Source organism: Pelomonas sp. Root1444, assembly GCF_001426885.1.
Classification (GTDB): Bacteria; Pseudomonadota; Gammaproteobacteria; order Burkholderiales; family Burkholderiaceae_C; genus Pelomonas.
This window is the reverse complement of the sequence record NZ_LMFP01000003.1, coordinates 203,036-226,852: the sequence shown is the minus strand read 5'-3', so window position 1 is coordinate 226,852 and position 23,817 is coordinate 203,036. Positions and strand designations below refer to the sequence as shown.

General features: G+C 69.1%; 19 protein-coding genes. 14 read left to right on the top strand and 5 right to left on the bottom strand.

The genetic code is table 11. The features are described from left to right. The first annotated feature begins 4 nt into the window (after positions 1–4). The 7 genes from ASD35_RS03850 (at position 5) to ASD35_RS03820 (ending at position 6,496) form a co-directional block, all read left to right on the top strand. The gene (locus ASD35_RS03850; protein WP_235538232.1) at positions 5–901 is read left to right on the top strand and encodes a U32 family peptidase; all 897 of its coding nucleotides are present in this window, start codon (positions 5–7) and stop codon (positions 899–901) included. Then, positions 898–1,323, top strand: a complete 426-nt coding sequence (locus ASD35_RS03845; protein WP_056873588.1) for an SCP2 domain-containing protein — start codon at positions 898–900, stop codon at positions 1,321–1,323. The genes ASD35_RS03850 and ASD35_RS03845 overlap by 4 nt, the downstream gene beginning before the upstream one ends. 212 nt (positions 1,324–1,535) lie before the next feature. Further along, positions 1,536–3,545 carry a ribonucleoside triphosphate reductase gene (locus tag ASD35_RS03840; RefSeq protein ID WP_056873587.1) on the top strand — a complete coding sequence of 670 codons (2,010 nt, stop codon included), beginning with the start codon at positions 1,536–1,538 and terminating at the stop codon, positions 3,543–3,545. Between the two features lie 11 nt (positions 3,546–3,556). Then, the gene (gene nrdD, locus ASD35_RS03835; RefSeq protein WP_056873586.1) at positions 3,557–3,739 is read left to right on the top strand and encodes an anaerobic ribonucleoside-triphosphate reductase; all 183 of its coding nucleotides are present in this window, start codon (positions 3,557–3,559) and stop codon (positions 3,737–3,739) included. Further along, the gene (locus ASD35_RS03830; RefSeq protein WP_056873585.1) at positions 3,736–4,434 is read left to right on the top strand and encodes an anaerobic ribonucleoside-triphosphate reductase activating protein; all 699 of its coding nucleotides are present in this window, start codon (positions 3,736–3,738) and stop codon (positions 4,432–4,434) included. Before nrdD ends, ASD35_RS03830 begins: the two co-directional genes overlap by 4 nt. 119 nt (positions 4,435–4,553) lie before the next feature. After that, positions 4,554–5,810 (top strand): NnrS family protein, encoded by a 1,257-nt coding sequence (locus tag ASD35_RS03825; protein WP_056873584.1) that lies wholly within the window; start codon positions 4,554–4,556, stop codon positions 5,808–5,810. Positions 5,811–5,812: 2 nt separating this feature from the next. Beyond that, complete coding sequence (locus ASD35_RS03820; protein WP_056873583.1) at positions 5,813–6,496, top strand: Crp/Fnr family transcriptional regulator; 684 nt, start codon at positions 5,813–5,815, stop codon at positions 6,494–6,496. Between the two features lie 21 nt (positions 6,497–6,517). Here ASD35_RS03820 and ASD35_RS03815 read toward each other — a convergent pair whose 3' ends face one another. Together ASD35_RS03815 and ASD35_RS03810 are read right to left on the bottom strand one after the other, a co-directional pair. Then, positions 6,518–7,558, bottom strand: coding sequence for an FAD:protein FMN transferase (locus ASD35_RS03815; protein ID WP_056873582.1), 1,041 nt, complete (start codon positions 7,556–7,558; stop codon positions 6,518–6,520). After that, positions 7,555–7,965 (bottom strand): cytochrome c5 family protein, encoded by a 411-nt coding sequence (locus ASD35_RS03810; RefSeq protein WP_369819189.1) that lies wholly within the window; start codon positions 7,963–7,965, stop codon positions 7,555–7,557. The genes ASD35_RS03815 and ASD35_RS03810 overlap by 4 nt, the downstream gene beginning before the upstream one ends. A 294-nt stretch (positions 7,966–8,259) precedes the next feature. On the opposite strand from ASD35_RS03810, the gene nosZ reads away from it, so the two are divergent. The 6 genes from nosZ to ASD35_RS03780 all read left to right on the top strand — a co-directional run bounded on the left by nosZ (position 8,260) and on the right by ASD35_RS03780 (position 16,493). Continuing rightward, entirely contained in the window at positions 8,260–10,197 is a 1,938-nt protein-coding gene (gene nosZ / locus ASD35_RS03805; protein WP_056873581.1) for a TAT-dependent nitrous-oxide reductase, read from the top strand. Positions 10,198–10,267: 70 nt separating this feature from the next. After that, entirely contained in the window at positions 10,268–12,895 is a 2,628-nt protein-coding gene (locus tag ASD35_RS03800) for a NosR/NirI family protein (RefSeq protein WP_056873580.1), read from the top strand. Next, complete coding sequence (locus ASD35_RS03795) at positions 12,892–14,184, top strand: nitrous oxide reductase family maturation protein NosD (RefSeq protein WP_056874578.1); 1,293 nt, start codon at positions 12,892–12,894, stop codon at positions 14,182–14,184. Before ASD35_RS03800 ends, ASD35_RS03795 begins: the two co-directional genes overlap by 4 nt. Continuing rightward, positions 14,165–15,109 (top strand): ABC transporter ATP-binding protein, encoded by a 945-nt coding sequence (locus tag ASD35_RS03790; protein ID WP_056873579.1) that lies wholly within the window; start codon positions 14,165–14,167, stop codon positions 15,107–15,109. The genes ASD35_RS03795 and ASD35_RS03790 overlap by 20 nt, the downstream gene beginning before the upstream one ends. Next, positions 15,106–15,945, top strand: a complete 840-nt coding sequence (locus ASD35_RS03785; protein WP_200956005.1) for an ABC transporter permease — start codon at positions 15,106–15,108, stop codon at positions 15,943–15,945. Before ASD35_RS03790 ends, ASD35_RS03785 begins: the two co-directional genes overlap by 4 nt. After that, positions 15,942–16,493 (top strand): nitrous oxide reductase accessory protein NosL, encoded by a 552-nt coding sequence (locus ASD35_RS03780; protein ID WP_056873578.1) that lies wholly within the window; start codon positions 15,942–15,944, stop codon positions 16,491–16,493. The genes ASD35_RS03785 and ASD35_RS03780 overlap by 4 nt, the downstream gene beginning before the upstream one ends. 14 nt (positions 16,494–16,507) lie before the next feature. Here the strand turns inward: ASD35_RS03780 and ASD35_RS03775 are convergent, their stop codons facing one another. Further along, entirely contained in the window at positions 16,508–17,542 is a 1,035-nt protein-coding gene (locus ASD35_RS03775; RefSeq protein WP_157275358.1) for a CaiB/BaiF CoA-transferase family protein, read from the bottom strand. A gap of 77 nt (positions 17,543–17,619) precedes the next feature. Between ASD35_RS03775 and greB the strand changes: the two genes are divergently transcribed. Next, complete coding sequence (greB, locus tag ASD35_RS03770; protein ID WP_056873577.1) at positions 17,620–18,189, top strand: transcription elongation factor GreB; 570 nt, start codon at positions 17,620–17,622, stop codon at positions 18,187–18,189. Here greB and ASD35_RS03765 read toward each other — a convergent pair whose 3' ends face one another. Together ASD35_RS03765 and ASD35_RS03760 are read right to left on the bottom strand one after the other, a co-directional pair. Next, the gene (locus ASD35_RS03765; RefSeq protein ID WP_056873576.1) at positions 18,190–19,725 is read right to left on the bottom strand and encodes a tetratricopeptide repeat protein; all 1,536 of its coding nucleotides are present in this window, start codon (positions 19,723–19,725) and stop codon (positions 18,190–18,192) included. Positions 19,726–19,744: 19 nt separating this feature from the next. Next, entirely contained in the window at positions 19,745–23,572 is a 3,828-nt protein-coding gene (locus ASD35_RS03760; RefSeq protein ID WP_056873575.1) for a TonB-dependent receptor, read from the bottom strand. Positions 23,573–23,817 lie beyond the last annotated feature (245 nt).

Genomic DNA, 23,817 nt, shown 5'->3' with positions numbered 1-23,817 from the left:
CGCGATGGTGGAGCTTTCCATTGGCCCGCTGCTGTACTGGTGGCCGCGCGAGGCGCTGCTGAACTTCTATGCCGACCTGGCCGATGCGCCGGTGCGCAGCATCGTGCTGGGCGAGCTGGTGTGCTCACGCCGCAACGAGATCAAGTTCGACGACTGGCTGGCCATCGCGCGCGAGCTGCGCGCCGCCGGCAAGGAAGTGCGCCTGGCGACCATGGCGCTGGTCATGAGCGAGGCCGAGCTGCGCACGCTGCGCCGCGTGTGCGAACAGGACGAGTTCCCCGTCGAGGCCGGTGACGCCGCGGCGCTGCAGGTCTTGTCCCGCGCGCGCCGCCGGCCGCTGACGCTGGGGCCGCACCTCAACATCTACAACTTCGCCGCCCTGGGCGAGCACGCCGCGCTCGGTGCCGACCGCTGGGTGGCGCCGGTGGAACTGTCGCTGGATGCGGTGGGCCGCATCAACCCGCAGCCGTCGTCGATAGCGACCGAGGTCTGGGGTTTCGGCCGCCTGCCGCTGGCCTTCTCGGCGCGCTGCTTCACCGCCCGCCACCACCGGCTGCAGAAGGACGACTGCCAGTTCCGTTGCCGCGACGATGCCGATGGCCTGCTGTTGAAGACGGGGGAGGGGGAGGACTTCCTCGCGCTCAATGGCATCCAGACGCAGAGCGCCGCGCTGCAATGCCTGATCGGCCATGGCGCCGCGCTGCAGGAGGCCGGCGTGAGCCTGCTGCGGTTGTCGCCGTGCGGCGGGCATTTCCTGCGGGTCGTCGAGCTGTTCGACGCGGTATTTGCGCAGGGCGGCTGTGCGCAGGACGCGCTGGCCGAGCTGCGGGCGCTGCCGTTGCCGGGCCGCTTGGTGGACGGCTTCGCGCGCCGCCAGCCCGGCCTCGCGGAGGCCGCATGAGCATGCTGCCCAGCCTGCCAACGCATTGGCGTCAACGCGTGGCCCGCCTGCCCAGCCGGCCGCCGTCCACGGTGCTGGCACTGGCGCTGGACCGCCTGCTGCTGCCGCGCCTGGACGCAAGCCAGCGCCAGTCCCTGCAAGGCCAGACGGTGGAGATCGAGCTGCAGGAACTCGGTGCCCGGGTGCGCCTGCGCCTTGGCGAGCGCGGCTTCCGCGCCGCAGGCGAGGGCGGCGTGCCCCACCTGCGCCTGCGCGCACGGGCCGACGCGCTGTGGCGGCTGCTGCGTGGGCAGGACGACGCCGACCGGCTGTTCTTCGACGGCGCCCTCGTCATGGAGGGCGACACCGAGTACGGCCTCATCCTGAAGAACACGCTGGACGCGATCGGACCGCTGTGGAACGTCGCCACGGGCCGTCCGTGATGCAACGGCGACTGCTGCTCGCCGCCGCGCAGAAGGCCGCACTGAACCACGCTGCGCTGGTCTGACCCGTCCGAGCCACGGCGCGTGGCGACGCCCCAGCGTTTCGCTGCCCAGTTTGATCTGCTTCAAGGACGCCTCACTGAGGGCTGGCCACACTGCGCTCCCACTAGATGTAGTGCTTGAAAGGCGCTACGAACACCATAGGTAGCGCAATGAACCTCTATCCCCAGCAGGTGGTGAAACGCGACGGCCGGCTGCAGGCCTTCGATGCGAGCAAGATCACGCAGGCCCTGGCCGCCGCCGGGCGAGCCAGCGGCGAGTTCGGCGACGACGAAGCGCGCTGGCTGACCCAGAACGGCGTGATGCCGGAGCTGATGGCGCGCACGCTGCCCGGCATCGAGCAGATCCAGGACGCCGTCGAGGCCACGCTGTTCGGCGCCGGCTGGCGGCGCACGCTGCGCGCCTTCATCGTCTACCGCGAGCAGCACCGTCGCCTGCGCGATGCGCGCCAGACGCTGGTGGACGTGCAGGCCACGATGGACGAGTACCTGCAGCAGCGGGACTGGCGCATCCAGGCCAATGCCAACCAGGGCTGGAGCCTGGGTGGCTTGATCCTCAACGTGTCGGGCAAGGTCGTCGCCAACTACTGGCTGGACCATGTCTACCCGCCCGAGGTGGGCCGCGCCCACCGCGAGGCGGACCTCCACATCCACGATCTCGACATGCTCAGCGGCTACTGCGCGGGCTGGAGCTTGCGCACGCTGCTGCATGAGGGTTTGAACGGCGTGCCCGGCAAGGTGGAGGCGGGGCCCCCGAAGCATTTGTCCAGCGCGGTCGGGCAGATCGTCAACTTCCTCGGCACGCTGCAGAACGAGTGGGCCGGCGCGCAGGCCTTCTCCAGCTTCGACACCTACCTGGCGCCGTATGTGCGCAAGGACGCGTTGAGCTACGAGCAGGTGCGCCAGTGCCTGCAGGAGCTGATCTACAACCTCAACGTGCCGTCGCGCTGGGGCACGCAGACGCCGTTCACCAACCTGACGTTCGACTGGAGCTGCCCGGCCGACCTCGCCGAGCAGGTGCCCGTCATCGCCGGCGAGGCGCAGCCCTTCATGTACGGCGAGCTGCAGGCCGAGATGGACCTGATCAACCGCGCCTACATCGACGTGATGACGGCGGGCGACGCCAAGGGCCGCGTCTTCACCTTCCCCATCCCGACCTACAACATCACCAAGGACTTCGACTGGGCGCACCCCAACACCGAGGCCTTGTTCGAGATGACGGCGCGCTACGGCCTGCCGTACTTCCAGAACTTCCTGAACTCGGACCTGGAGCCGCAGATGGTGCGCTCCATGTGCTGCCGCCTGCAGCTGGACCTGCGCGAGCTGCTCAAGCGCGGCAACGGCCTGTTCGGTTCGGCCGAGCAGACCGGCTCGGTGGGCGTCGTCACGGTCAACTGCGCGCGCCTGGGCCACCTGCATGCCGGCGACGAAGCGGCCCTGCTGGCGCGGCTGGACCGACTGCTGGAGCTCGGCCGCGACAGCCTGGAGATCAAGCGCAAGCTCATCCAGCGCCTCATCGACCAGGGCCTCTTTCCCTACACGCGGCGCTACCTGCGCACGCTGCGCAACCACTTCTCCACGCTTGGCGTGAACGGCATCAACGAGATGGTGCGCAACTTCACCCGCGGCCGGCACGACATCACGGCGCCGGAGGGCCACGCGCTGGCGGTGCGGCTGCTGGACCATGTGCGCGCCCGCATGGTGGCGTTCCAGGAGCAGACCGGCCACCTCTACAACCTGGAGGCCACGCCGGCCGAGGGAACGACCTACCGCTTCGCGAAGGAAGACCGGCGCCGCTGGCCCGCCATCCTGCAAGCCGGCACCGACGCCAACCCGTACTACACCAACAGCTCGCAGCTGCCCGTCGGCTTCACCGACGACCCCTTCGAGGCGCTGGAGCGCCAGGAGGAGCTGCAGCGCAAGTACACCGGTGGCACGGTGCTGCACCTGTACATGAGCGAGCGCATCAGCTCCGCCGCCGCCTGCCGCGAGCTGGTGAAGCGCGCGCTGTCCCACCACCGGCTGCCCTACGTCACCGTGACGCCGACGTTCTCGATCTGCCCGACCCACGGCTACCTGGCCGGGCATCACGAGTTCTGCCCGCGCTGCGACGAGGAACGGCTGGCCGTGAAGCGCCGCGAAGCCGAAATCCAACCCGCATGAAGGAGAGAAACATGAACGCTGTCATCGAACGTCAAGAACAACAAGACACCACGCTGCGCGAAGAGGAACGCCAGCGCTGCGAGGTCTGGACCCGCGTGATGGGCTATCACCGCCCGGTCGCGTCCTTCAACACCGGCAAGCAGGGCGAGTTTGCCGAGCGTGTGCATTTCGAGGAGGCGACCGTCCGGTCGTGAGTGCCGACGCACTGGCCGTCGCCGGCCTGCAGCCCTTCAGCAGCGTGGACTTCCCCGGCCGGCTTGCCGCAGTGGTTTTCCTGCAGGGCTGCCCCTGGCGTTGCGGCTACTGCCACAACGCCGATCTGCAGCCGCGAGGGCAGGGCGGTGGCCCGCGTTGGCCCGCGTTGCGCGACTGGCTGGCCCGCCGCCTGGGCCGGCTGGATGGCGTCGTCTTCAGCGGCGGCGAACCCACGCTGGACCCGGCACTGCCGGCGGTGCTGGACGAACTGCGCGAGATGGGCTATGCCCTGGGCCTGCACACCGCCGGCCTCGCGCCGCGCCGCCTGGCGGCCTTGCTGCCGCGGCTCGATTGGGTCGGCCTGGACGTCAAGGCCGCACCGACGGACGCCGGCTTGCACGACCGCATCACGGGCCGGCGCGGCAGCCTGCACGCGGTACGCGAATCGCTGGCGCTGCTGCAGCGCAGCGGCGTGGAGTTCGAATGCCGCACCACCGTCCACCCACGCTGGTTCACCGATGCCGACCTGCTGCGCCTGGTCAGCGAGCTGGCGGCCGTGCCGCGCCATGCCTTGCAGCTGGCGCGGCTGCCGGATGAGGCCGGTACGCTGCGCGCGCCCGTCGGCTGGCCGTCGCCGGCCCTGCTGGCGCAGGCGCGGGCGATCAGGCCCGACCTCCTGTTGCGCCTGGGCTGACGGCCGTGCGGCAGCGCAACGCCGGCTGACGAATCCGCGCACTGTTTGAACCGCGTCAAAGCGCCGCCGGCCGATGCCGTCGAGCATCGACACCTCGCGCCCCGACACCCGACGAAGCCATGGCCATTACTTCGCTCCTTCCACACACGGCGGTCCCCGCCGCCGCTTGGCGGCCGCGCCGGCTGCTCAGCGCGCCGCACCGGCTGGGTTTCGCCTTCGGCGCCGTCTTGATGAGCGGCGCCGCGCTGTGGTGGCTGGGGGTGCTCGTGGCGCCCGGCCTCGGCTTCGAACCTCATTGGGCGGTGCCCCCGACGCTGGCCCACGGGCTGGTGTTCACGCTCGGCTTCATGCCGGCCTTCATGGCGGGCTTCCTGTTCACGGCCGGCCCGCGCTGGCTGGGGCTGCCCGGCATCGAGGCGGGCGTGCTGCTGACGGCGCTGCTGCAGTTCGGCCTGGGCTGGCTCGTTGTCCTCGTCGGCGTGCATGCCAGTGCCCCGGTTGCGGCACTCGGCGTGTCGGCCGCCGCCTGCGGCTGGCTGCGCCTGAGCCTGCGCTTTGCCGCGCTGCTGCGCGCCAGCCGCGCCCCCGACCGCCTGCACGCCCGCTGCGTACTGGCCGCCAGCGCCGTCGGCTTGGTGTCCATGCTGCTGGGCAGCCTGGGCCTGCTGCGGGGCGATGCAGCACTGCTGCGTGGCGCCGTGCAACTGGGCCTGTGGGGCTTCGTGGGCCCGGTGTTCGCCATCGTTTCGCATCGCATGCTCCCCTTCTTCAGCGCCGCGGCGCTGCCGCAGCTGGACGCCTGGGGCGCGCGCGCGTGGCTGCTGCCCCTGCTGGCCGGCCTGGCATTGGCGGGCCTGGCCGAGCTGGCCTGGCTGCCGCCGTGGCTGCTCGCGCCACCACTGGCCGTCGCATCGGCCGCCATACTGGCCGTGGCGCTGCGCTGGCGGCTGGTGCGCAGCCTCCAGGGGCAGGCGCTGCGGTTGCTGGCCATGCTGCATGGCGGCTTTGTCTGGCTCGGGCTGGCGCTCGGCCTGCAGGCCGTCTCGCTGACGTTGCAGGCGCTGGGGCGCGGTGGGCTCGGTGCGGCGCCGCTGCATGCCATGACGCTGGGCTGGCTGGGCTGCACGCTGCTTGCCATGCTGACGCGCGTGGCCGCAGCGCACAGCGGCCGCCCGCTCGCGATCGACGGCCTGGGCTGGGCGGGCTACCGGCTGCTGCAGCTCGGCGTGCTGCTGCGCATCGGCGCGGCGCTGGGCTTGGGCGGCCATGCCGGCCTGCTGGCCGCGGCGGCGCTCTGGGCCGTCGTCAGTGCGACGTGGGCCTGGCGCTGCGGCGACTGGCTCGGCCGCCCGCGCGTCGATGGCCGGCCGGGGTGAGCATGGACACCGCATCGATCGAAGACTGGCTGCGCCGCCTGCCCCTCTTCAGTGAAATCGGCGAGGACGCGCTGCAGCGCCTGGCCGCCGCGGCGCGCCCGCGGCCGCTGGAGCGCGGCGCGTTCGCGCTGCGTGCCGGCGAGGGCTGTGACGCCTTCTTCGTCAACCTCGGCCAGCCGGTCAAGCTCTTCGTGTTGTCACCCACCGGCCATGAGAAGGTCATCGAACTGGTCTCGGCCGGCCAGAGCTTCGCCGAGGCCTTGATGTTCCTGGGCCGGCCCAGCCCCGTGAACGCACAGGCACTCGGCGACACGCAGCTGCTGGTGCTGCCGCGCGAGGCCATGCTGCAGGCGATGGCCGCCGATGAACGCCTGGCGCTGCGCATGCTGGCAGGCCTGAGCCGGCGGCTGCACGGCCTCGTCGCGGACGTGCAGGCCTATGCGCTGCAATCGGGCGTGCAACGCGTCATCGGCTACCTGCTGCGCGACGCTGCGGAGGCGGGCGCCTGCCTGGTCGTGCTGCCCGTCAGCAAGGCGACGCTGGCTTCGCGGCTGTCCATGACGCCGGAGTACTTTTCGCGCGTGCTGCGCGAGTTGGAGGAGGGCGGGTTGATCGACGTGGACGGCGGGCGCATCCGCATCGCCGACGTCCAGCGCCTGGCCGCCTATCCGCGGCCCGGGGCGTGAGTTGGCCGCTTGGCTGTGTCGTTAGGCGGAGGCCATGAGCCGCGCCTGCAGGCCGGCGGTGAGCCAGACGCCATCAGGCCCGGCGAGCATCGCCTCGACGCCCGGCAACTGCTCGCGCAGCCAACGCCGCGACCGGTCGGCGCCGGCGACCATCATGGCCGCGCCCCAGCCGTTGACGGCCTCGACATCGGCCGACACCAGCGCCAGGCCGCGCAGCCCCTCGCTGGGCTGGCCGTTGCGCGGGTCGAGGATGTGGTGGTAGCGGCGCCCGGCGTGGTCGAAGCCGCGCTCGTAGTCACCCGAGGCGGCCACCACGCCGCCGCGCAGCGCCAGCACGCCCAGCAGCCGCTGCGGCGCCCGCGGGTCGCGCAGGCCGATGCGCCAGGGGCGGCCCTGCAGCGAGCCGCTGCACAACACATCGCCGCCGCCGTTGATCAACGCGTCGTGCACGCCATGCTGCGCCAGCGTGCGCAGCCCTGCCTGCAGGATGGGCAGCTTGGCGATGCCGCCCAGGTCCAGCCGCATGCCGGGGCGTGCCAGCCGGGCGGTGCCGCGCGGCACGTCGAGCTGCAGGCCGTGCGCGCCGACCAGCACGTGCTGCCGTGCAAGCGTGGCCGCGTCGGGCAGGCGGGCCGGCTGGCCAGGTTCGAAATGCCAGTCGGCATAGGCGCCCACCGTGGCATCGAAACGCCCGCCGCTGCGGCGCGCGAGATCCTGCGCCTGCTGCAGCACCGCCATCAGCTCGGGCGCCACCGGCAACGGCGCGCCGCCGGCCGCCTGGGCCAGCAGGCTGACCTGGCTGGCGCTGCGGTAGCGGCTCATCATCTCCGACAGGCGCAGCATCTCGGCCCACGCCGCATCCAGCGCGCGGGCGCGCTGTGCGGCGTCGGCATGCACGGCGACGATGTCCACCTGCGTGCCCATCAGCACCGCGGCGCTGCGCTGCAGCGGCGACAAACCGGCGTCACGCGCCTGCACTGCGCGTGGCAGCAGCACGCAGGCCAGTGCACCGAGCGCCAGTTTGCGGCGGCGAGGGGAAGTGAGCGGCGCCACGGGTCTCAGCGCGACTGCGCCACCATGAAATCGACGGCGGCCTTGACTTCATCGTCGGTCAGCGAACTGCCGCCGCCGCGCGGCGGCATCATGCCCTTGGCACCCGTGAAGCCTTCGAGCGCGTGCTTGTAGAGCACCTCGTTGCCCTGCGCGATGCGCGGGCCCCAGTCGGCCTTGTCGCCCGGCTTGGGCGCGCCGGCCACACCCGCGGCGTGGCACATCGCGCAGGTCTTGCCGAACACGCTCTTGCCGACGGTGTTCTCGGCGACTGCGGGCGCAGGCGCGGGTGCCGGGGCGGCGGCCGGTGCGGCGGGTGCGCTCGCGGGTTCCTGCTTGCTGCAGGCAGTCAGTGCCAGCGCAGCGACGACGGAGAGGAGGAGATGGCGTGAGTAGATCTGCGGCATCGGGAAGCTCATCAGTGAAGGGGCGGGTTCATTCTGCGCGCGTCGTGTCGAGGCGCCTCGCATAACCTGCATTTTCGATGAAGCTTTTTGGTCGGAGCTGATCTGGATCAACCCCGACCCGACGGGACTTGGCGACGATGGCTTCGCTCTTGAACGCACTCGTGCCACTCGCTGCTGCCAACGCGCCGAAGGCATCGACCGTCGCCCTGCTCGGTGACCGCGTTCATCGCTGAACTTCCGACCCGCCCGCGTGCTGTCCTCTGCGCAGGCCGTCGCTGACCCATCGACCAACCCCAAAAGGCGAACATGAACGACGAAGACAAGAACAACGGCACGACGAGCACCGCACCTCATGGTCTGGCGCGCCGCCGGTTCATCAACAGCGCCGCGATCGCCGGCCTGACGCTGGGCGCCGCAGCCTGCACCGACAAGAAGGCCGACGGCGCCGTCGCGGCGCCGGCCGCCAGCGGTGCAGCCCCCGGCGCACACGGTGAAGCGAACGCCACCCACCTCAAGCCGGGCCAGCTCGACAGCTACTACGGCCTGTGGAGCGGCGGCCATACCGGCGACATGCGCGTGCTGGGCCTGCCCTCCGGCCGCGAGCTGCTGCGCATCCCGTGCTTCGTGCCCGATGCGCTGGTGGGCTGGGGCATCACCAACGAGTCCAAGAAGGTGATGGGCACGAAGGCGGATGGCTCGCTGCGCTACACGGTGGGCGACACCCACCACACGCACGCCTCCTACAAGGACGGCAACTACGACGGCCGCTATGCCTGGATCAACGACAAGATCAACAGCCGCATCGCGCGCATCCGGCTGGACTACTTCGTCTGCGACAAGATCACGCAGCTGCCCAACGTGCAGGGCTTCCACGGCATCTTCCCGGACAAGCGCGACCCGGTCGATCCGAAGATCAACTACACCACGCGCGTCTTCTGCGGCGCCGAGTTCGCCACGCCGCTGCCCAACGCCGGTGTGGAGGACGGCAGCAAGTACCGTTCGATGTTCACCTGCGTGGACGCCGAGACGATGGACGTGCGCTGGCAGGTGCTGATCGACGGCAACTGCGACCTGACCGCCACCTCCTACGACGGCAAGCTGGCCGCCACCAACCAGTACAACACCGAGATGGGCGCGCACTACGAGGACATGATGTCCGCCGAGCGCGACGCCTGCCTGTTCTTCAACATCGCCCGCATCGAGGAGGCCGTCAAGGCCGGCAAGTTCAAGACCGTCGGCAGCTCCAAGGTGCCGGTGGTGGACGGCACGCGGGAAGCCAACAAGGACCCGAAGACCGCGCTGACCGCCTATGTGTCGGTGCCCAAGAACCCGCACGGCGTCAACGCCAGCCCGGACCAGAAGTACTTCATCTGCGCCGGCAAGCTGTCGCCCACCGCCACGGTCATCGAGTTGGCCAAGGTGCTGGACTGGTTCGACGGCAAGCTCGATAAGATCGACGGCGCCATCGTCGCCGAGGTCGAAATCGGCCTGGGCCCCTTGCACACCGCCTTCGACGGCCGCGGCAATGCCTACACCACGCTGTTCCTTGACAGCCAGGTGGTGAAGTGGAACATCGAGAAGGCCATCGCCTTCCACAAGGGCGACAAGGGCGCGAAGTACGTGGTCGACCGCCTGGACGTGCAGTACCAGCCGGGCCACATCAACGGCTCGCAGTCCGAGACCATCGCCGCCGACGGCAAGTACCTCGCCGTGGGCTGCAAGTTCTCCAAGGACCGCTTCCTGCCGGTGGGCCCGCTGCATGCCGAGAACGAGCAGATCATCGACATGTCGGGCGAGAAGATGGTGCTGCTGGCCGACCACCCGGTGCGCGGCGAGCCGCATGACTTCATCATCTTCAAGCGCGATCTGGTCAAGCCCAAGCAGGTGTACTCGCTGGACGACTTCCCGCTCGCGGTGAAGGACCCGAAGGACTCCGGCGTGACCCGCAACGGCAAGAAGGTCACGGTGAAGATGACCTCGCAGGCGCCGGCCTTCAGCCTGCGCGAGTTCAAGGTCAAGAAGGGCGACGAGGTCACGCTGATCCTGACCAACCTCGACAAGGTCGAAGACCTGACGCACGGTTTCGCCATCCCGAACCACAACGTCAACTTCATCGTCAACCCGCAGGAAACCGCCTCGGTCACCTTCACCGCCGGCGAGCCGGGCGTGTACTGGTGCTACTGCACGCACTTCTGCCATGCGTTGCACCTCGAAATGCGCACCCGCATGATCGTGGAAGCCTGATCAGGCGCACCCAACCGCCGCGCCAGCCGCTCGAGCCGGCTGGCGCCAGCGGCGGATAACGAGAAAACAGATGTCAGTGGATCGACTGTTCGCGGCCTGCCTCAGGGCATGTGCCGCGTTTTTTTTGCTGATGGCCGCTGCGCACGCAGCGCCGGGCCAGCAGGCCTACGAGGCCCAGCTGCCGGCTGATCTGGCCACCGCGCCTGATCTGTGCGCGCTGCTGCCCTGCAAGGACGTCTTTCCCGGTGCCGTCAGCTTCTCGCCTCGCAAGGGCCAGCCGCCCTATGTCGAGGCCTACGGCCCGGCCAGCGCCACGGGCAAGCCCGCGCTGCTGGGCTATGTGATGCTGTCCACCGACATCACCGACACGCCCGCCTACTCCGGCAAGCCGGTGGTCACGCTGATCGGCATGGACACCACCGGCCGCTACGTGGGTGTCAAGGTGCTCAAGCACTCCGAGCCCATCCTGCTGCTGGGCATCCCGGAGGGCGCGCTGATCAAGTTCAACGAGCAGTACCTCGGCAAGTCGGTCAAGGACCAGATCGAGGTCGGTCCCTCGCGCCCGGACGAGAACGTGCTGGGCGTGGACGCCATCTCCGGCGCCACCGTCACCGTGGTGGCGCAGAACCAGGTGATGCAACTCTCGGGCAGCGCGGTGGCGCGCCAGGTGGGCATCATCGAGCCGACCGTGCGCGAGCGCGCGCGGTGGCTGGCGACCGGGCGGCACTACCGCTGGAGCGAATTGCAGCAGATGGGCGGGGTGCAGCAACTGCGCGTGCGGCCCGAGCAGGTGGGCCTCGCGGCCGCGGCCGAGCCTTTCATCGAGCTGTGGTTCGGCGACCTGAACCACCCCGACCTGGGCCGCAGCCTGCTGGGCGATGCGGGCTATGCCAGCCTGCGCTCGCGCCTGCAGGACGGCGAGCAGGCCTTCTTCATCGTGCGCAGCGCCGGTGTCGAGTCCTTCAAGGGCTCGGGCTTCGTGCGCGGCGGCATCTACGACCGCGTGCAGGTCAAGCAGGGCGCCGACGCCTTCACCTTCCGCGACCTCGACGCGATCAACCTCTACGGCCTGGAGGCCGAAGGCGCGCCGGCCTACACCGAGTCGGCCATCTTCGTGATCCGCTCGCCCAGCTTCTCGGCGGCCTATCCCTGGAAGCTGGCCTTCCTGGGGAACCGCGTCGACCAGGCCACCGGCCATCGCAGCTTCGCCGTCTTCGAGAGCAAGTACTGGGTGCCCGATGCGCTGCTGCAGGGCGGCCGCCCGGTGGTGGTGGAGCCGGACGCACCCTGGCTGCGCATCTGGAAGAGCCAGGCCTGGAAGATCGCGCTGTTCAGCGCGCTGCTGATCGCCGTGGCCGTGGTCTACGCGCTGCGCGAACGGCTCACCCGGCTGTCCACGCACAAGAACAAGTGGCCGGTCAATGCCTTCAAGTACAGCGCCTGGGCCTTGTCCATCGTCTTTGTCGGCTTCGGCCTGATGGCCCAGCCGTCGATCACTCAGGTGCTGACCTGGTTCCACAGCCTGCTGTTCCAGTGGACCTGGTCGCTGTTCCTGTCCGATCCGTTCATCTTCGTGTTCTGGATCTTCATCATCGTCACGGTGTTCCTGTTCGGCCGCGGCCTGTTCTGCGGCTGGATGTGCCCGTTCGGCTCGCTGTCGGAGGCGATCTTCAAGGTCTCTCGCAAGCTGGGCCTCAAGCGCTGGCAGAAGCCGGTGCCTCAAGCGCTGCACGACAAGCTCAAGTGGCTCAAGTACGCGATCTTCTTCGGCCTGCTGGCGGTGTCGATGTTCGACATGGGGCGCGCCGAGATGCTGGCCGAGGTGGAGCCGTTCAAGACCACCTTCCTGGTCGGTGTGCTCAACCGCCCCTGGCCCTACGGCCTGTTCGTCGCCGTGCTGCTGGGCCTGTCCATCTTCATCGAGCGGCCCTTCTGCAAGTACCTCTGCCCCCTGGGCGCGTCGCTGGCCATGCCCAGCACCTTCCGCTGGTTCGGCCTGAAGCGCAAGCAGGACTGCAACAGCTGCAAGGCCTGCGCCGTGGGCTGCGGCGCACAGGCCATCGACGCGGACGGCCGCATCGACCATCGCGAGTGCCTGCACTGCCTGGACTGCATGGTGCTGTACACCGACGCCAAGGGCTGCCCGCCGCTGGCCAGGGAGCGCAAGCGCCGCGAACGCGACGGGCTGCTGATCACGCCCATCGGGCGCGACGGCTATTTCATCCCCATCGACGCCGTGCCCGCCATCAGCGCCAAGGCGGCGCAAGGCCCCGACCCCCGCATGCCCACGGACCCGGCCCATCCCTACGCCGCGCGGGCCGCAGCCAGCGCCTGGCAGGTGCTGCTGCTGGAGATCCGCGACCACCTCTGGCCCTGGAGCCGCGAGGGCTGGAAGAGCCAGCGCGCGCTGCAGGTGGCCGGCTTCTCGCTGGCGGTGGCCGCCAGCCTGGCCTGGCTGCTGGCCGCGCAGGGCCGGCTGTCTGCGGCCGCCATCATCGGCTGGTGGTTCGGCTGGAGCGTCTACGAGGTGCTGATCCGCATGAGCGGCCGCCGCTACGTCAAGGACGGTCCGTGGTGGCGCGCCAACTACCGCATCGCCGGCTGGATGGACATGCTCAGCTACGTGGGTTTCAAGAACCTGCTGATCGGTGCCGCGCTGTTCCTCGCGCTCAAGGCGCTGGGGTGGCTGCCGGCATGAAGCCTCCCGGCGCGATCACCCTGCTGCGCACGCTGGCGCTGCTGCTGCTGTGCCTCGGCGGCGCCGAGGCGAAGACCTGGCGCGTGCGGCCGGGCGAGGTCATCCAGGCGGTGATCGCGCGTGCCGAGCCCGGCGACGTGCTGGAGGTCGAGCGCGGCGTCTACGACGAGAGCCTGCGCATCGACAAGCCGCTGACCCTGCGCGGTATCGGCCGGCCCACGCTCAGCGGCGGCCAGCGCGGCGACACCATCCGCGTGGCCGCCACCGACGTGACCCTCGAAGGCCTCATCGTGCGCGACTCCGGCCACGAGCTGAAGGCGCAGCACGCCGGCATCTACATCCAGCCCGGCAGCCACCGGGCGGTGGTGCGCCGCTGCGATCTGGTCTACAACCTGTTCGGCCTGTGGATAGAGAAGGCCGACGAGGTGCGCATCGAGCACAACCTGATCACGGGCCTGCGCGACATCAACTCCTCGCAGCGCGGCAACGGCATCCAGCTCTACAACAGCCAGCGCGCCCGCATCGTCGGCAACAACATCAGCTTCGTGCGCGACGCGCTCTACGTCGACGTGTCCCACCACGCCGAGTTCCGTGGCAACCGGCTGCACCACAGCCGCTACGGCACGCACTACATGAACTCCTACTACAACCTGTGGGAGGACAACGACAGCTACCTCAACCGCGGCGGCCTGGCGCTGATGGAAGTGCGCGACCAGACCGTGCGGCGCAACCGCACCTGGGGCAACAGCGACTTCGGCATCATGCTGCGCACGCTGCAGGACTCGGTCATCGAGGACAACATCGTGGCCGGCAACAACCGCGGCTTCTTCATCTACGACGTCGAATACGCGACGCTGCGCGGCAACCTGGTGGTGGACAACCACGTGGGCGTGCATCTCTCGGCCGGCTCCACCCGCAACGTGGTGCAGCGCAACGACTTCATCGCCAACCGCGAGCAGGTGCGCTACGTCGGCGCGCGCGACGAGCGCTGGGGCGACGCGCGCGACGGCGAACGCGGCCAGGGCAACCACTGGGCCAACTACCTGGGCTGGGACCGCAACGGCGATGGCCTGGGCGACCTGCCCTACGAAGCCAACGAGCTGGTGGACCGCCTGCAATGGCGCCACCCCAGCGTCAAGCTGCTGATGGGCAGCCCGGCGGTGCAGGCCATGCGCGTGCTGGGCCAGCAGTTCCCGGTGCTGCGCGTGCCCAGCGTGGTCGACGCCCACCCGGCGATGCAGCCGCAACACAAGAACTGGAGTGAATGGCGTGACAAGCAATTCCGTTGATGCCGCCCCGGCGCTGCGCCTGCAGGGCGTGGCCAGGCATTACGGCCGCGGCGGCGCGCTGCTCAAGGCGCTGGACGGCGTGGACCTCACGGTGCCGCGCGGCCAGCTGCTCGGGCTGATCGGCCACAACGGCGCCGGCAAGAGCACGCTGTTCAAGCTGGTGCTGGGCCTGGTCGCGCCCAGCCAGGGCCGGTTGTGGGTGGACGGCTGCGAGGTCGGCGGCCGCCACTTCCGCGAAGCGCGCCGCCGGCTGGGCTACCTGCCCGAGAACCTGGTGCTGTACGACAACCTCGACGGCCTGGAGACGCTGCGCTTCTTCGCCCGCCTCAAGGGCGCGCCACTGGCCCAATGCGCCACGCTGCTGGAGGAGGTGGGCCTGAGCCACGCCGGCCGCCGGCCGGTGCGCGAGTATTCCAAGGGCATGCGCCAGCGCCTGGGGTTTGCGCAGGCGCTGCTGGGCGAGCCGCAGCTGCTGCTGCTGGATGAGCCCACCACCGGCCTGGACCCGTCCGCGATCCGCGACTTCTACGCCCAGCTCGACCGGCTGCGCGCGCGCGGCGTCACGCTGGTCATCAGCTCGCACATCCTGGCCGAGCTGGAGCAGCGCGTCGACGCGCTGGCCATGCTCTCGCATGGCCGGCTGTGCGCGCACGGCAGCGTGGCCGCGCTGCGCGAGCGCTCGACCCGCCCGCTGCAGGTGCGCCTGCAGGCCGACGCGGCGGTGCTGGATGCGCTGCCGCAGCAGCTCGCGGGCCTGCCTGGCCTGGGCTGGCAGCGTGAGGGCGCGCATCGCGCCAGCATCGACTGCCCGCGCGCGCTGAAGATGCCGCTGCTGCAGGCCCTGGCCGCGCGGCCGCTGGTGGACCTGAGCGTCCAGGAGCCGACGTTGGAAGACCTGTATTTCGAGCTGCGGGAGGCCGCATGAAAGACGGACTGCAACCCCGCCAGATCGCCGCCGTGGCGGCCAAGGAGTTCAGCGACCGGCTGCGCAACCGCTGGGTGCTGGCCGTGGCGCTGGTGTTCACGGTGTTCTCGCTGGCCATCACCTACTTCGGCAGCGCGGCGCAGGGGCAGATCGGCCCGCGCTCCATCGAGGCCACCATCGCCAGCCTGGTGTCGCTGGTCATCTACCTGATCCCGCTGATCGCGCTGCTGCTGGGCTTCGACGCCATCGTCGGCGAGCGCGAGCGCGGCTCGCTGGACCTGCTGCTGGCGCTGCCCATCACGCGGCTGGAGCTGCTGCTGGGCAAGTACCTGGGCCTGGCCGCAGCGCTGGCGCTGTCCACGCTGGCGGGCTTCGCACTGGTGGCCGCGCTGCTGTGGCAGCGCTTCGGCGCCGCGGGGCTGTATCACTACGGCGGCTTCGTCGCCAGCTCGGTGCTGCTGGGGCTGGCCTTCCTGAGCCTGGCGCTGCTGCTGTCGGTGCTGGCGCGCGACCGCACGCGCGCCTCGGGTCTGGCCATCGCGCTGTGGTTCGCGCTGGTGCTGGTGTTCGACCTGCTGCTGCTGGGCCTGCTGGTGGCCAGCGGCGGCGAGCTGGGCGGCGTGCTCGGCGGCGACCGCTTCGCCTACCTGCTGCTGCTCAATCCCGCGGACGTGTTCCGCATCCTCAATGTGTTCTCGCTGGACGACATGGCGCGCCTGTACGGCCTTGCCAGCGTCGTGCCGCCTGCGCTGGGCAACCCCTGGCTGATGGGCGGCGCGATGCTGGCGTGGATCGTGGCGCCGCTGGCCCTGGCGGGTTGGAGATTCAAGCCATGACCTTGCCCCTGACCTCAAGCCCCACCACCCGCCGCCGCCTGCTCTGCGGCTGCGCCGCCCTCGCCGCCGTCGCCCTGGCCGGCTGCGGCCGCAAGGACGAGGCCGCCGACGCCGGCAGGCCGCACGAGATCGCCGCCCAGTCCAGCTGCTCGCTGGACGGCATGCTGCTGGCCGACTACCCCGGCCCCAAGGGCCAGATCATCTACAAGGGCGACAGCCAGGTGAACTGGTTCTGCGACAGCGTCGAGCTGCTCAACGCGCTGCTCAAGCCGGAGCAGGTGCGCCCGCTGCTGACGGCCCATGTGCAGGACATGGCCAAGGCCGACTGGGACAAGCCGGTCGGCCACTGGGTGGATGCGCGCCAGGCCTTCTACGTGCTGGGCAGCAAGCGCCACGGCTCGATGGGCCCGACGGCGGCCAGCTTCGCCGAAGAGGGTGCGGCCAAGGCCTTCGCCGCGCAGTGGGGCGGCCGCGTGCTGCGCTATGCCGAGATCAAGCCCGAGATGGTGGACCTGAGCGGCGGCGCGCTGCACGACAGCCGCATGTGAACGTGCCCCAGCGCTCAGCGGCCGCGTGAGAAGCGCGGTGCCGGCGCGGGTTGCCAACTGCCATCGTCGGCCTGCACGAAGCTGCCGCGTGCCCGCGCATGCGGATGCAGCGGCGCCTCGTCGAGGGTCAGCACCGGTGCGAAGCAGGCATCGCTGCCTTCCAACAGCGCGGTCCATTCGTCGCGCGTCTTCTCGCGGATGCGGGCCGCGACGCGCTCGCGCAGCGCTGGCCATTGGCGATGGTCTTGCTGAGCCGCGGCATCGACGTCGTTCAAACCCAGCCGCAGCAGCAGCTCGGCATAGAACTGCGGCTCCAGCGCGCCCAGCGACACGAAGCGGCCGTCCGCGCATTCGAAGCAGTCGTAGAACGGCGCGCTGTGCATGAAGAAGTTCTGCGCCGGCGCCTCGGGCCAGCGGCCGGCGGCGCGCAGGGCATGCAGCAGGCCGGACAGCAGCCCCACGCCGTCCACCATCGCGGCGTCGACGACCTGGCCGCGGCCGCTGCGCTGCGCCTCCCACAACGCCGCCATCAGCCCGAAGGCGAGGAACATCGCGCCGCCGCCCATGTCGCCCACCAGCGTGGCCGGGATGCTCGGCGTCGCACCGGCCCGGCTGGCGACGGACAGCACGCCGGTCAGCGCCACGTAGTTGATGTCGTGGCCCGCGGCCTGGGCCAGCGGGCCGGTCTGGCCCCAGCCGGTCACGCGGCCGTAGACGAGGCGAGGATGGCTGTCGGCGAAGTCCTGCGGCCCGAGGCTCAGGCGCTCCATCACGCCGGGCCGGAAGCCCTCGATCAACGCATCGGCGCCTTCGATCAGTGATCGCGCCCGGGCCAGGCCTTCGGCCGTCTTCAGGTCCAGGCAGACACGCCGTTTGCCCCGGCCCAGCGCGGTGCCGGTGTCCAGCACCTGGCCGCCCGGCCGTTCGATCACGGTGACCTCGGCGCCATGGTCGGCCAGCAGCATGCCGGCCAGCGGGCAGGGGCCGATGCCGTCCATTTCGACGACCTTGAGACCGGCCAGTGGCCCGGTAGCGGAGGGGGCTTGCATTGGACAATGCTCGCATGAGTCCCGCACGGCCGTCCGGAGGGACTCGCTTCGAAGTGCGAAGCACGGAGACATCTCAATTGAACAAAGCGTTCACCAAGGAAACCGACGCGCCCGAGGATGACGACGGCGACGGCCCCTCGCTGCCGGCCCTGCCGGCAGGCACCCGCAACTACATGACGCCCGGCGGCTACGCGCGGCTGCGGGCGGAGTTCATGCAGCTCATCGACGTCGAGCGGCCGAAGATGGTGGAGACGGTGTCCTGGGCGGCCAAGAACGGCGACCGCTCGGAGAACGGTGACTACCTCTACGGCAAGAAGCGGCTGCGCGAGATCGACCGTCGCCTGCGCTTCCTGACCAAGCGCCTGGACATCGCCGAGGTCGTCGACCCCAGCGTGCACCATGGCAGCGAGCAGGTCTTCTTCGGCGCGACGGTGACGTATGCGAACGCCAAGGGCGACGAGAAGACCATCACCATCAAGGGCATCGACGAGTCCGACAGCCTGGCTGGCGAGGTGAGCTGGATCTCACCCATTGCGCGCACGCTGCTGAAGGCGCGCGTGGGTGATGAACTCAATCTCGTCACGCCGGCGGGTGTGGACAAGATCGAGGTCGTCGAAGTGAGATACCCGGCGCCTGGCGGCGACTGATCAGGACTTCTTGGGTGCGGGCTTGAGCATCGCGTCGGCGCGGGACTTCTCGTCGGGGCTGAGCTTGGCGGCGATGGCCGGCAGCGCGGCGGCGGCCTGCTCATGGCCCAGGCCTTTGCTGAGGGCGCACCAGGCATAGGCGGCGGCCATGTCCTTGTCGCCACCCTGGCCTTGGGCCAGCATGACGGCGAGGTTGAACATGGCATCGGGCTGGCGGCGCTGCGCCGCAGCCTGGAAGAACTGGCGCGCCGTGGCGAAGTTCTGCGGCACCACCTCGCCGCGATAGAAGAACGTGGCCAGCGCGTTCTGCGCGTCGGCGTTGCCCTTCAGCGCGGCGTCCTTGTAGAGCACGACCGCGCGTTCGGGCGCCGGTGCCGGCAGGCCTTCGCCGAGATCCATCATGCGGGCGGCGGCCAGTGTGGCGTCGATGTTGCCGGCCTTGGCTGCGGCGCCGTAGTAGGCGCCGGCGCGCTTCAGGTCCAGCGGCACGCCTTCGGGCTGGCGCGGTACCTGGTGGTGGTAGAGCTGCCCCAGCATGTAGAGCGCGGGCACGTGGCCGGACTCGCCGGCGGCCTCCAGGTAGGCCAGCGCGCGCTTGGCATCGGGCTTTGCGCCGACGCCGCTCAAGTGGGCCTGGGCCAGCAGTGTGCCGGCAGGCTCGAAGCCGTAGTCCAGCGCTTTGCTCCACCACTTGTAGGCCTGCTCAGGGTCGCGCTTGATGCCCTGGCCGCTCAGATAGATGCGAGCCAGCAGCAGCGAGGCTTCGACACGGGTGTTGATGCTGTCGGGCTTCTTCGGATCGAACTTCAGGCGGTCACCGACGGGGTCGTAGCGCGCGTCGACGACCTGCCGCAGCCATTCGATGGCCTTGGGCGTGCTGGCCGGTGTGCCCAGTCCCAGCAGATGGATGCGACCCAGCATCATGGCCGCTTCCTCGTAGCCGACCTTCTTCCAGCCTTCCTCGAAGCGGGCGCGTGCCTCGGCGTAATTGCCGTTCTCGTAGGCCTCGAAGGCCTGGGTCAGCGACTTGTCCTTGCGCGCGATCCAGTTGCGGCCGGCGGAAAAGCGGCGGTCGGCGCCACCACAGGCGACGGCTGGGGACGTGCCGCTGATGTCGTTGGGATCGGGGGTGGTGGCGTCCAACGGGGTGCCGACGGTGCCCGTCTTGGCATTGCCGGCCGGGCTCAGGTCGCTGAAGCGCTCGGTTTCGTTGGACGGGCTGTCCATCATCCCCATGTCGCGCATGTAGGCCAGCGTCACCTCGTCATCGGCGGCCGAGTAGCCGCTCAGGAAGCCGCAGGACGAGGCGAACTGGCGCCCCAGGATCTTGTCCTTGGCGGCGGTGACGATCGAGGGATCGACACCGCCGTTGCGTTGGCCGGTCACCTTGACCGAGCCCAGGCTCTGCGTCGGGGCCGCCGCCGGTTGAGCGACGTCAGCCTGTTGTGCGCCGGCGAGCGGCGCTGCCAGGAGCAGGGCGAGGGCGGCACGTGCCGCCCAGTTCGGTTGAAGAAATGGGCGGTGCGTGCCGGTCATCGTGTCTCCCTGGTTTTGCTCAGCGCGGGCTGCGGAGGGTGAAGCCTACGGTGTAGCGGCGGCCGTTGTAGTTGTCGCTGTAGATGCTCGGGATGCCGTCGGCGTAGTCCTGGTAGCCGCCCGTGTTCGACTGCCCGCGCTCGCCGGTCAGGTTGCGCGCGTCTGCAAAGATCTCCAGGCCGTTTTTGAACTTGTAGGAGAGCTTGGCATCGACGAAGGCCGTGCGCGGAGCCCAGATCGGCGCGCCCGGGTTGTAGGGCAGGCGCCAGTTCTGCGTGCCGATGGACGGATAGTTGTTGACCGCGATGGAGTTGTTGGAAGCGCCGGGCGTGAAGCCCACATAGCGCTTGGAAACCACCTGCATCGCCACACGAGCCTGGAAGCCGCCGTCGTCGTACCACAGCGAGGCGTTCCACGAGTACTTGGGCTCGCCGGCCACGGGCATCACGGCACCGCTGATCAGGTCCAGCACCGGCTGGCCCTGCGTGGACTTGGCCTTGGTGAAGTTGGCATCGAGACCCGTGTAGCGCAGGACGGAGGGCAGGAAGCTGAACGCCGTCTTCATGCCGAATTCGAAGCCCCGGCGGGTGGCGGCTGGCTGGTTGTCCCAGGTGGTGTACGTGAACTCCTGGTCGGCCAGCGGCTTGCCCGTGAAGGGATCAACGGCGGTGCTGTCCTTGAACAGCTTGACGTCGTTGCGCGACGCGAGCAGCGTCGGCGCGCCGATCAGCCCGCGCTGCCTGTAGTAGGCGATCGAGAACATCGAGTCGCGGTTGGGGAACCATTCCAGCGACAGGTTGTGGTTGACGTTGGTCTGGGGCTTCAGGGCCGGGTTGCCGAAGCGGCCGCAGCCTTGGTCCGGCTCCGTGCCGTCATCTTCCGAAGCGCCGGAATAGACGAACTCGTACATGTTGCAGGTGCCCTCAGGCAGCAGCTTGGAAACCCCCGGGCGGGCGACCGTCTTGCCAACGCTGTAGCGCGTCACCAGCTTGTCCGGGATGGCCCACACCGCCAGGTTCAGCGAGGGCATCACATCGGTGTTGCTGTCCTTGATGGACGTGTTCATGGTCTGCGTGTAAGCCTGCAGGCCGGCAGCGTTGTAGGGGTCCGCCGGATTGAAGCTGCCGCTGATGATGCGGTTGGAGCGGAGGGTCACATAGCCCGTGCCTTCCACGTCGGTCTTCACGACGCGCACGCCGAAGTTGCCGGCGATCTCCATGCCGAAGGGCAGGGACCAGTTCGTGAACGGCACGCGGTCGACCTCGAAGTCGGTCATCAGGTAGGCGGCCGTCGTCTTCTCCACCGCATGGCTGACCGGCATGTCGTAGACCTTGCCGTCACTGGCCGTGCACTGGCGGAAGCAATCCAGGCGCACGGGGACGCCGGCCAGGTTGAACAGCTTGTCGATGTCGAGTTGGTTCCAGCCGTTCAACAGCGTGGCCGGCCGGTCCTTGGCTCCGGAGTAGAACTGGCTGGCCGGTTGCAGCGTCATGGTCTGGCGGATGAGCTCCTCATACTGTGCGCGGGTCAGCGTGGTACGGCCAGCCTCGACGTTGCCGATACCAGCGTTGAGCTGGCTGGTGTTGGGCGCGTAGCCGCTCGGTGCGCAGGGCTTGCCGCCGGCGGCCAGTGAGCCGGCCGTGTTCTCGCAACCGATGACGTTCCAGCGCGTATTGACCTGCGGCATGTAGACGCCCGGCACAAAGCCGGCGGTGCCGAAAGTGCCTACAGGGTCCTTGATGGTGCTGCCGGCGCCGGTCCAGAAGTCGCTCGCGTTCTGGCGCATCTGGACGCCGCCCTTCAGCGACGTCAGGAAGGGCACCTTGTCGACGAGGTTGTAGGACAGGTCAAGCTTGCCTTGCTTCTCGGAGTTCTCGCTGTCGTAGGACCGGATGACCTGCAGCAAATTGCTGTTGGTGAACAGCGGCACTTGATTGACCGCATAGGCCGGCGAGCCGACGGGGATCGTCGCAGAAGCGTCGACTTTGCCAATTGCCACGGCCGGATTCAGCGTCGCGTACTTGCCGAAGTTCAGCTGTTCATTCTGGCTGCCATCGGGCAGCGTGAACGCCCACAGGCCGTTGGGCTGGATGGCGAAGTTGCCGATGCCGTAGTTGTAGCCGAACGAGGCACGGCGGTCGTAGCGCATGGCGGTCGACTTGACGTAGCCGCCCATGAACTGGGCCTTCAGCCGGCCATCGTTGTATTCGCCACCGGTGATCAGCGTCTTCGTCGTGGTGTCGATGGTGCTGAAGATGGTGTCGGTGTTGTAGCTGCCGTTGTCGAGCGAATAGCTGGTCACATGGTGCGTCGAGTCGACCTTGTAGCCTGGCAGGACGGTGGTCGTCGCGCCGATCGTGAGCGGCCGCGTGATGCCGTTGTTTGCCGTTGCGGTGGGGAAGGAGTAAGTGTTGGGCAGCAAGATGCCCGAAGTACCGGGCGTCAAGGCGCGTGTGGCCGCTCCTCCATTGGCCGGGATGATTTCGGTGAATGCAGCGTTGAACTGCGGCGTGCTGCCCACGCCCAGGAAGCCCACCGTGTCGTCCACATGGCGCTTGGCGTTGGCCAGCTTGGTGTAGACGGTCAGCTTGTCGTTGACCTTGAAGTCGAAGCGGATGTCGGCGTTGTCGCGGCGGTCATCCTGGCCCCGCAGGTTGTAGCGGAAGCCACCGGCGTTGGACGGGGTGTAGTCGTTCCACTGGTTCAGGCAGGTCATCTGCTCCGAGTTGCGCTGGTTGATCGCAGCGTTGACGGTCGCGTTGCGCGTGCCCGGCGTGATGGAGGCGATCTGCGCCGCGGTCAGATTGGGGAACGCGGTGAAGCAGTCCGCCTTGGTCTGGGCGCCGGCCGACTTGGTCAGGATCTCCAGCGGTGTGGCGGCATTGAAGAAGCCACCGCCGGCGGCGGTCGTCTTGGGCGACGCCAGCAGCGTCACCAGCGCCGTCGGGTCGGCTTGGTTCAGCGTGTTGGGATTGAACGTGAAGGTCTTCTCAGGCGAGTTGTCGAAGTCGGCCAGACGCAGGAGACCCTGGTTGTTGTTGCTGCCGCCCTGCGAGATCGAGTGGTTCTCGCTCACCGTGCGTGCCTTGCTCCAGTTGAGCAGCACGCCCAGCCTCTTGTCGAAGAACTTGTCGGCCAGGATCACGTTGTAGCGAGGCGTCGTCTTCTTGACCAGGTCGCTCTGCGTGGCCTCGGCCTTGATCATGTAGAAGGGCTTGTCGAAGTCCAGGCCGGTGCGGGTCTGGATGATGATGCCGCCGCCCAGCGAGCCTTCCGTCATGGCCGCGGTGGAGCCCTTGATGACGTCGACGCTCTTGATGAGCTCGGAGGGCAGTTCGCGGAACTCAGTGCCGCGTCCGTCGCCGCCTTCGGCGCCCCGGCCCAGCAGGTTGGTGCCGGCGCCGGAGCTCACGCCCATGCCGTCCAGTTCCACGCGGGTCAGTTCCGAGCTGTTGCCCCGGATGGAGACGGTGACGCCTTCGCCGTAATCGCCACGGTCCAGGGCCACGCCGGCGATGCGGGAGATGGCCTCACCGATGTTGCGGTCGGGGAAGGCACCGACGTCCTCGGCGACGATGGAGTCCTGCGCGGTCGGCGCGTTCTTCTTGCGGTTGATGCTGGACTGCTGCGACTGCCGCGTGCCGACGACCAGCACGGTCTCCAACTCGTTGACCGGCGCCTTGGGCTTGGCCTCGGCCGGCTTGGCTGCCGCGGGCGCGGAGGCCGCGTCCGCGGGAGCGGGGGCCGTCTGCGCCGTGGCGGCTTCATGCGCCATCAGGGCGAGGGCGATGGATACGGCGGCGCCGAGGCGGTCACGGCGCAGCGTGTGGGTGCTGTTCTGGCTCACGAAAGGTCTCCGTCTTCGTGGCCGGTCCGGGAGGCGGGCCGGCCTTCGTTGTTGTGGAAAGGCGAAGCCCTGGCAGCGGGCGCCCTGCAGCAGGCAGGGCGGCGTTTTTTCTGCGCGGCGAACGTTCGTCAGGACCATCCACCGCAGGCAACGGAGCGGACCATAAACAGGGGGTTACAACCGGAGAAATACGTTTTGAGGGATTTGCTATCCCGAAACGCAATACCGGGGCCGGAAACAATGGT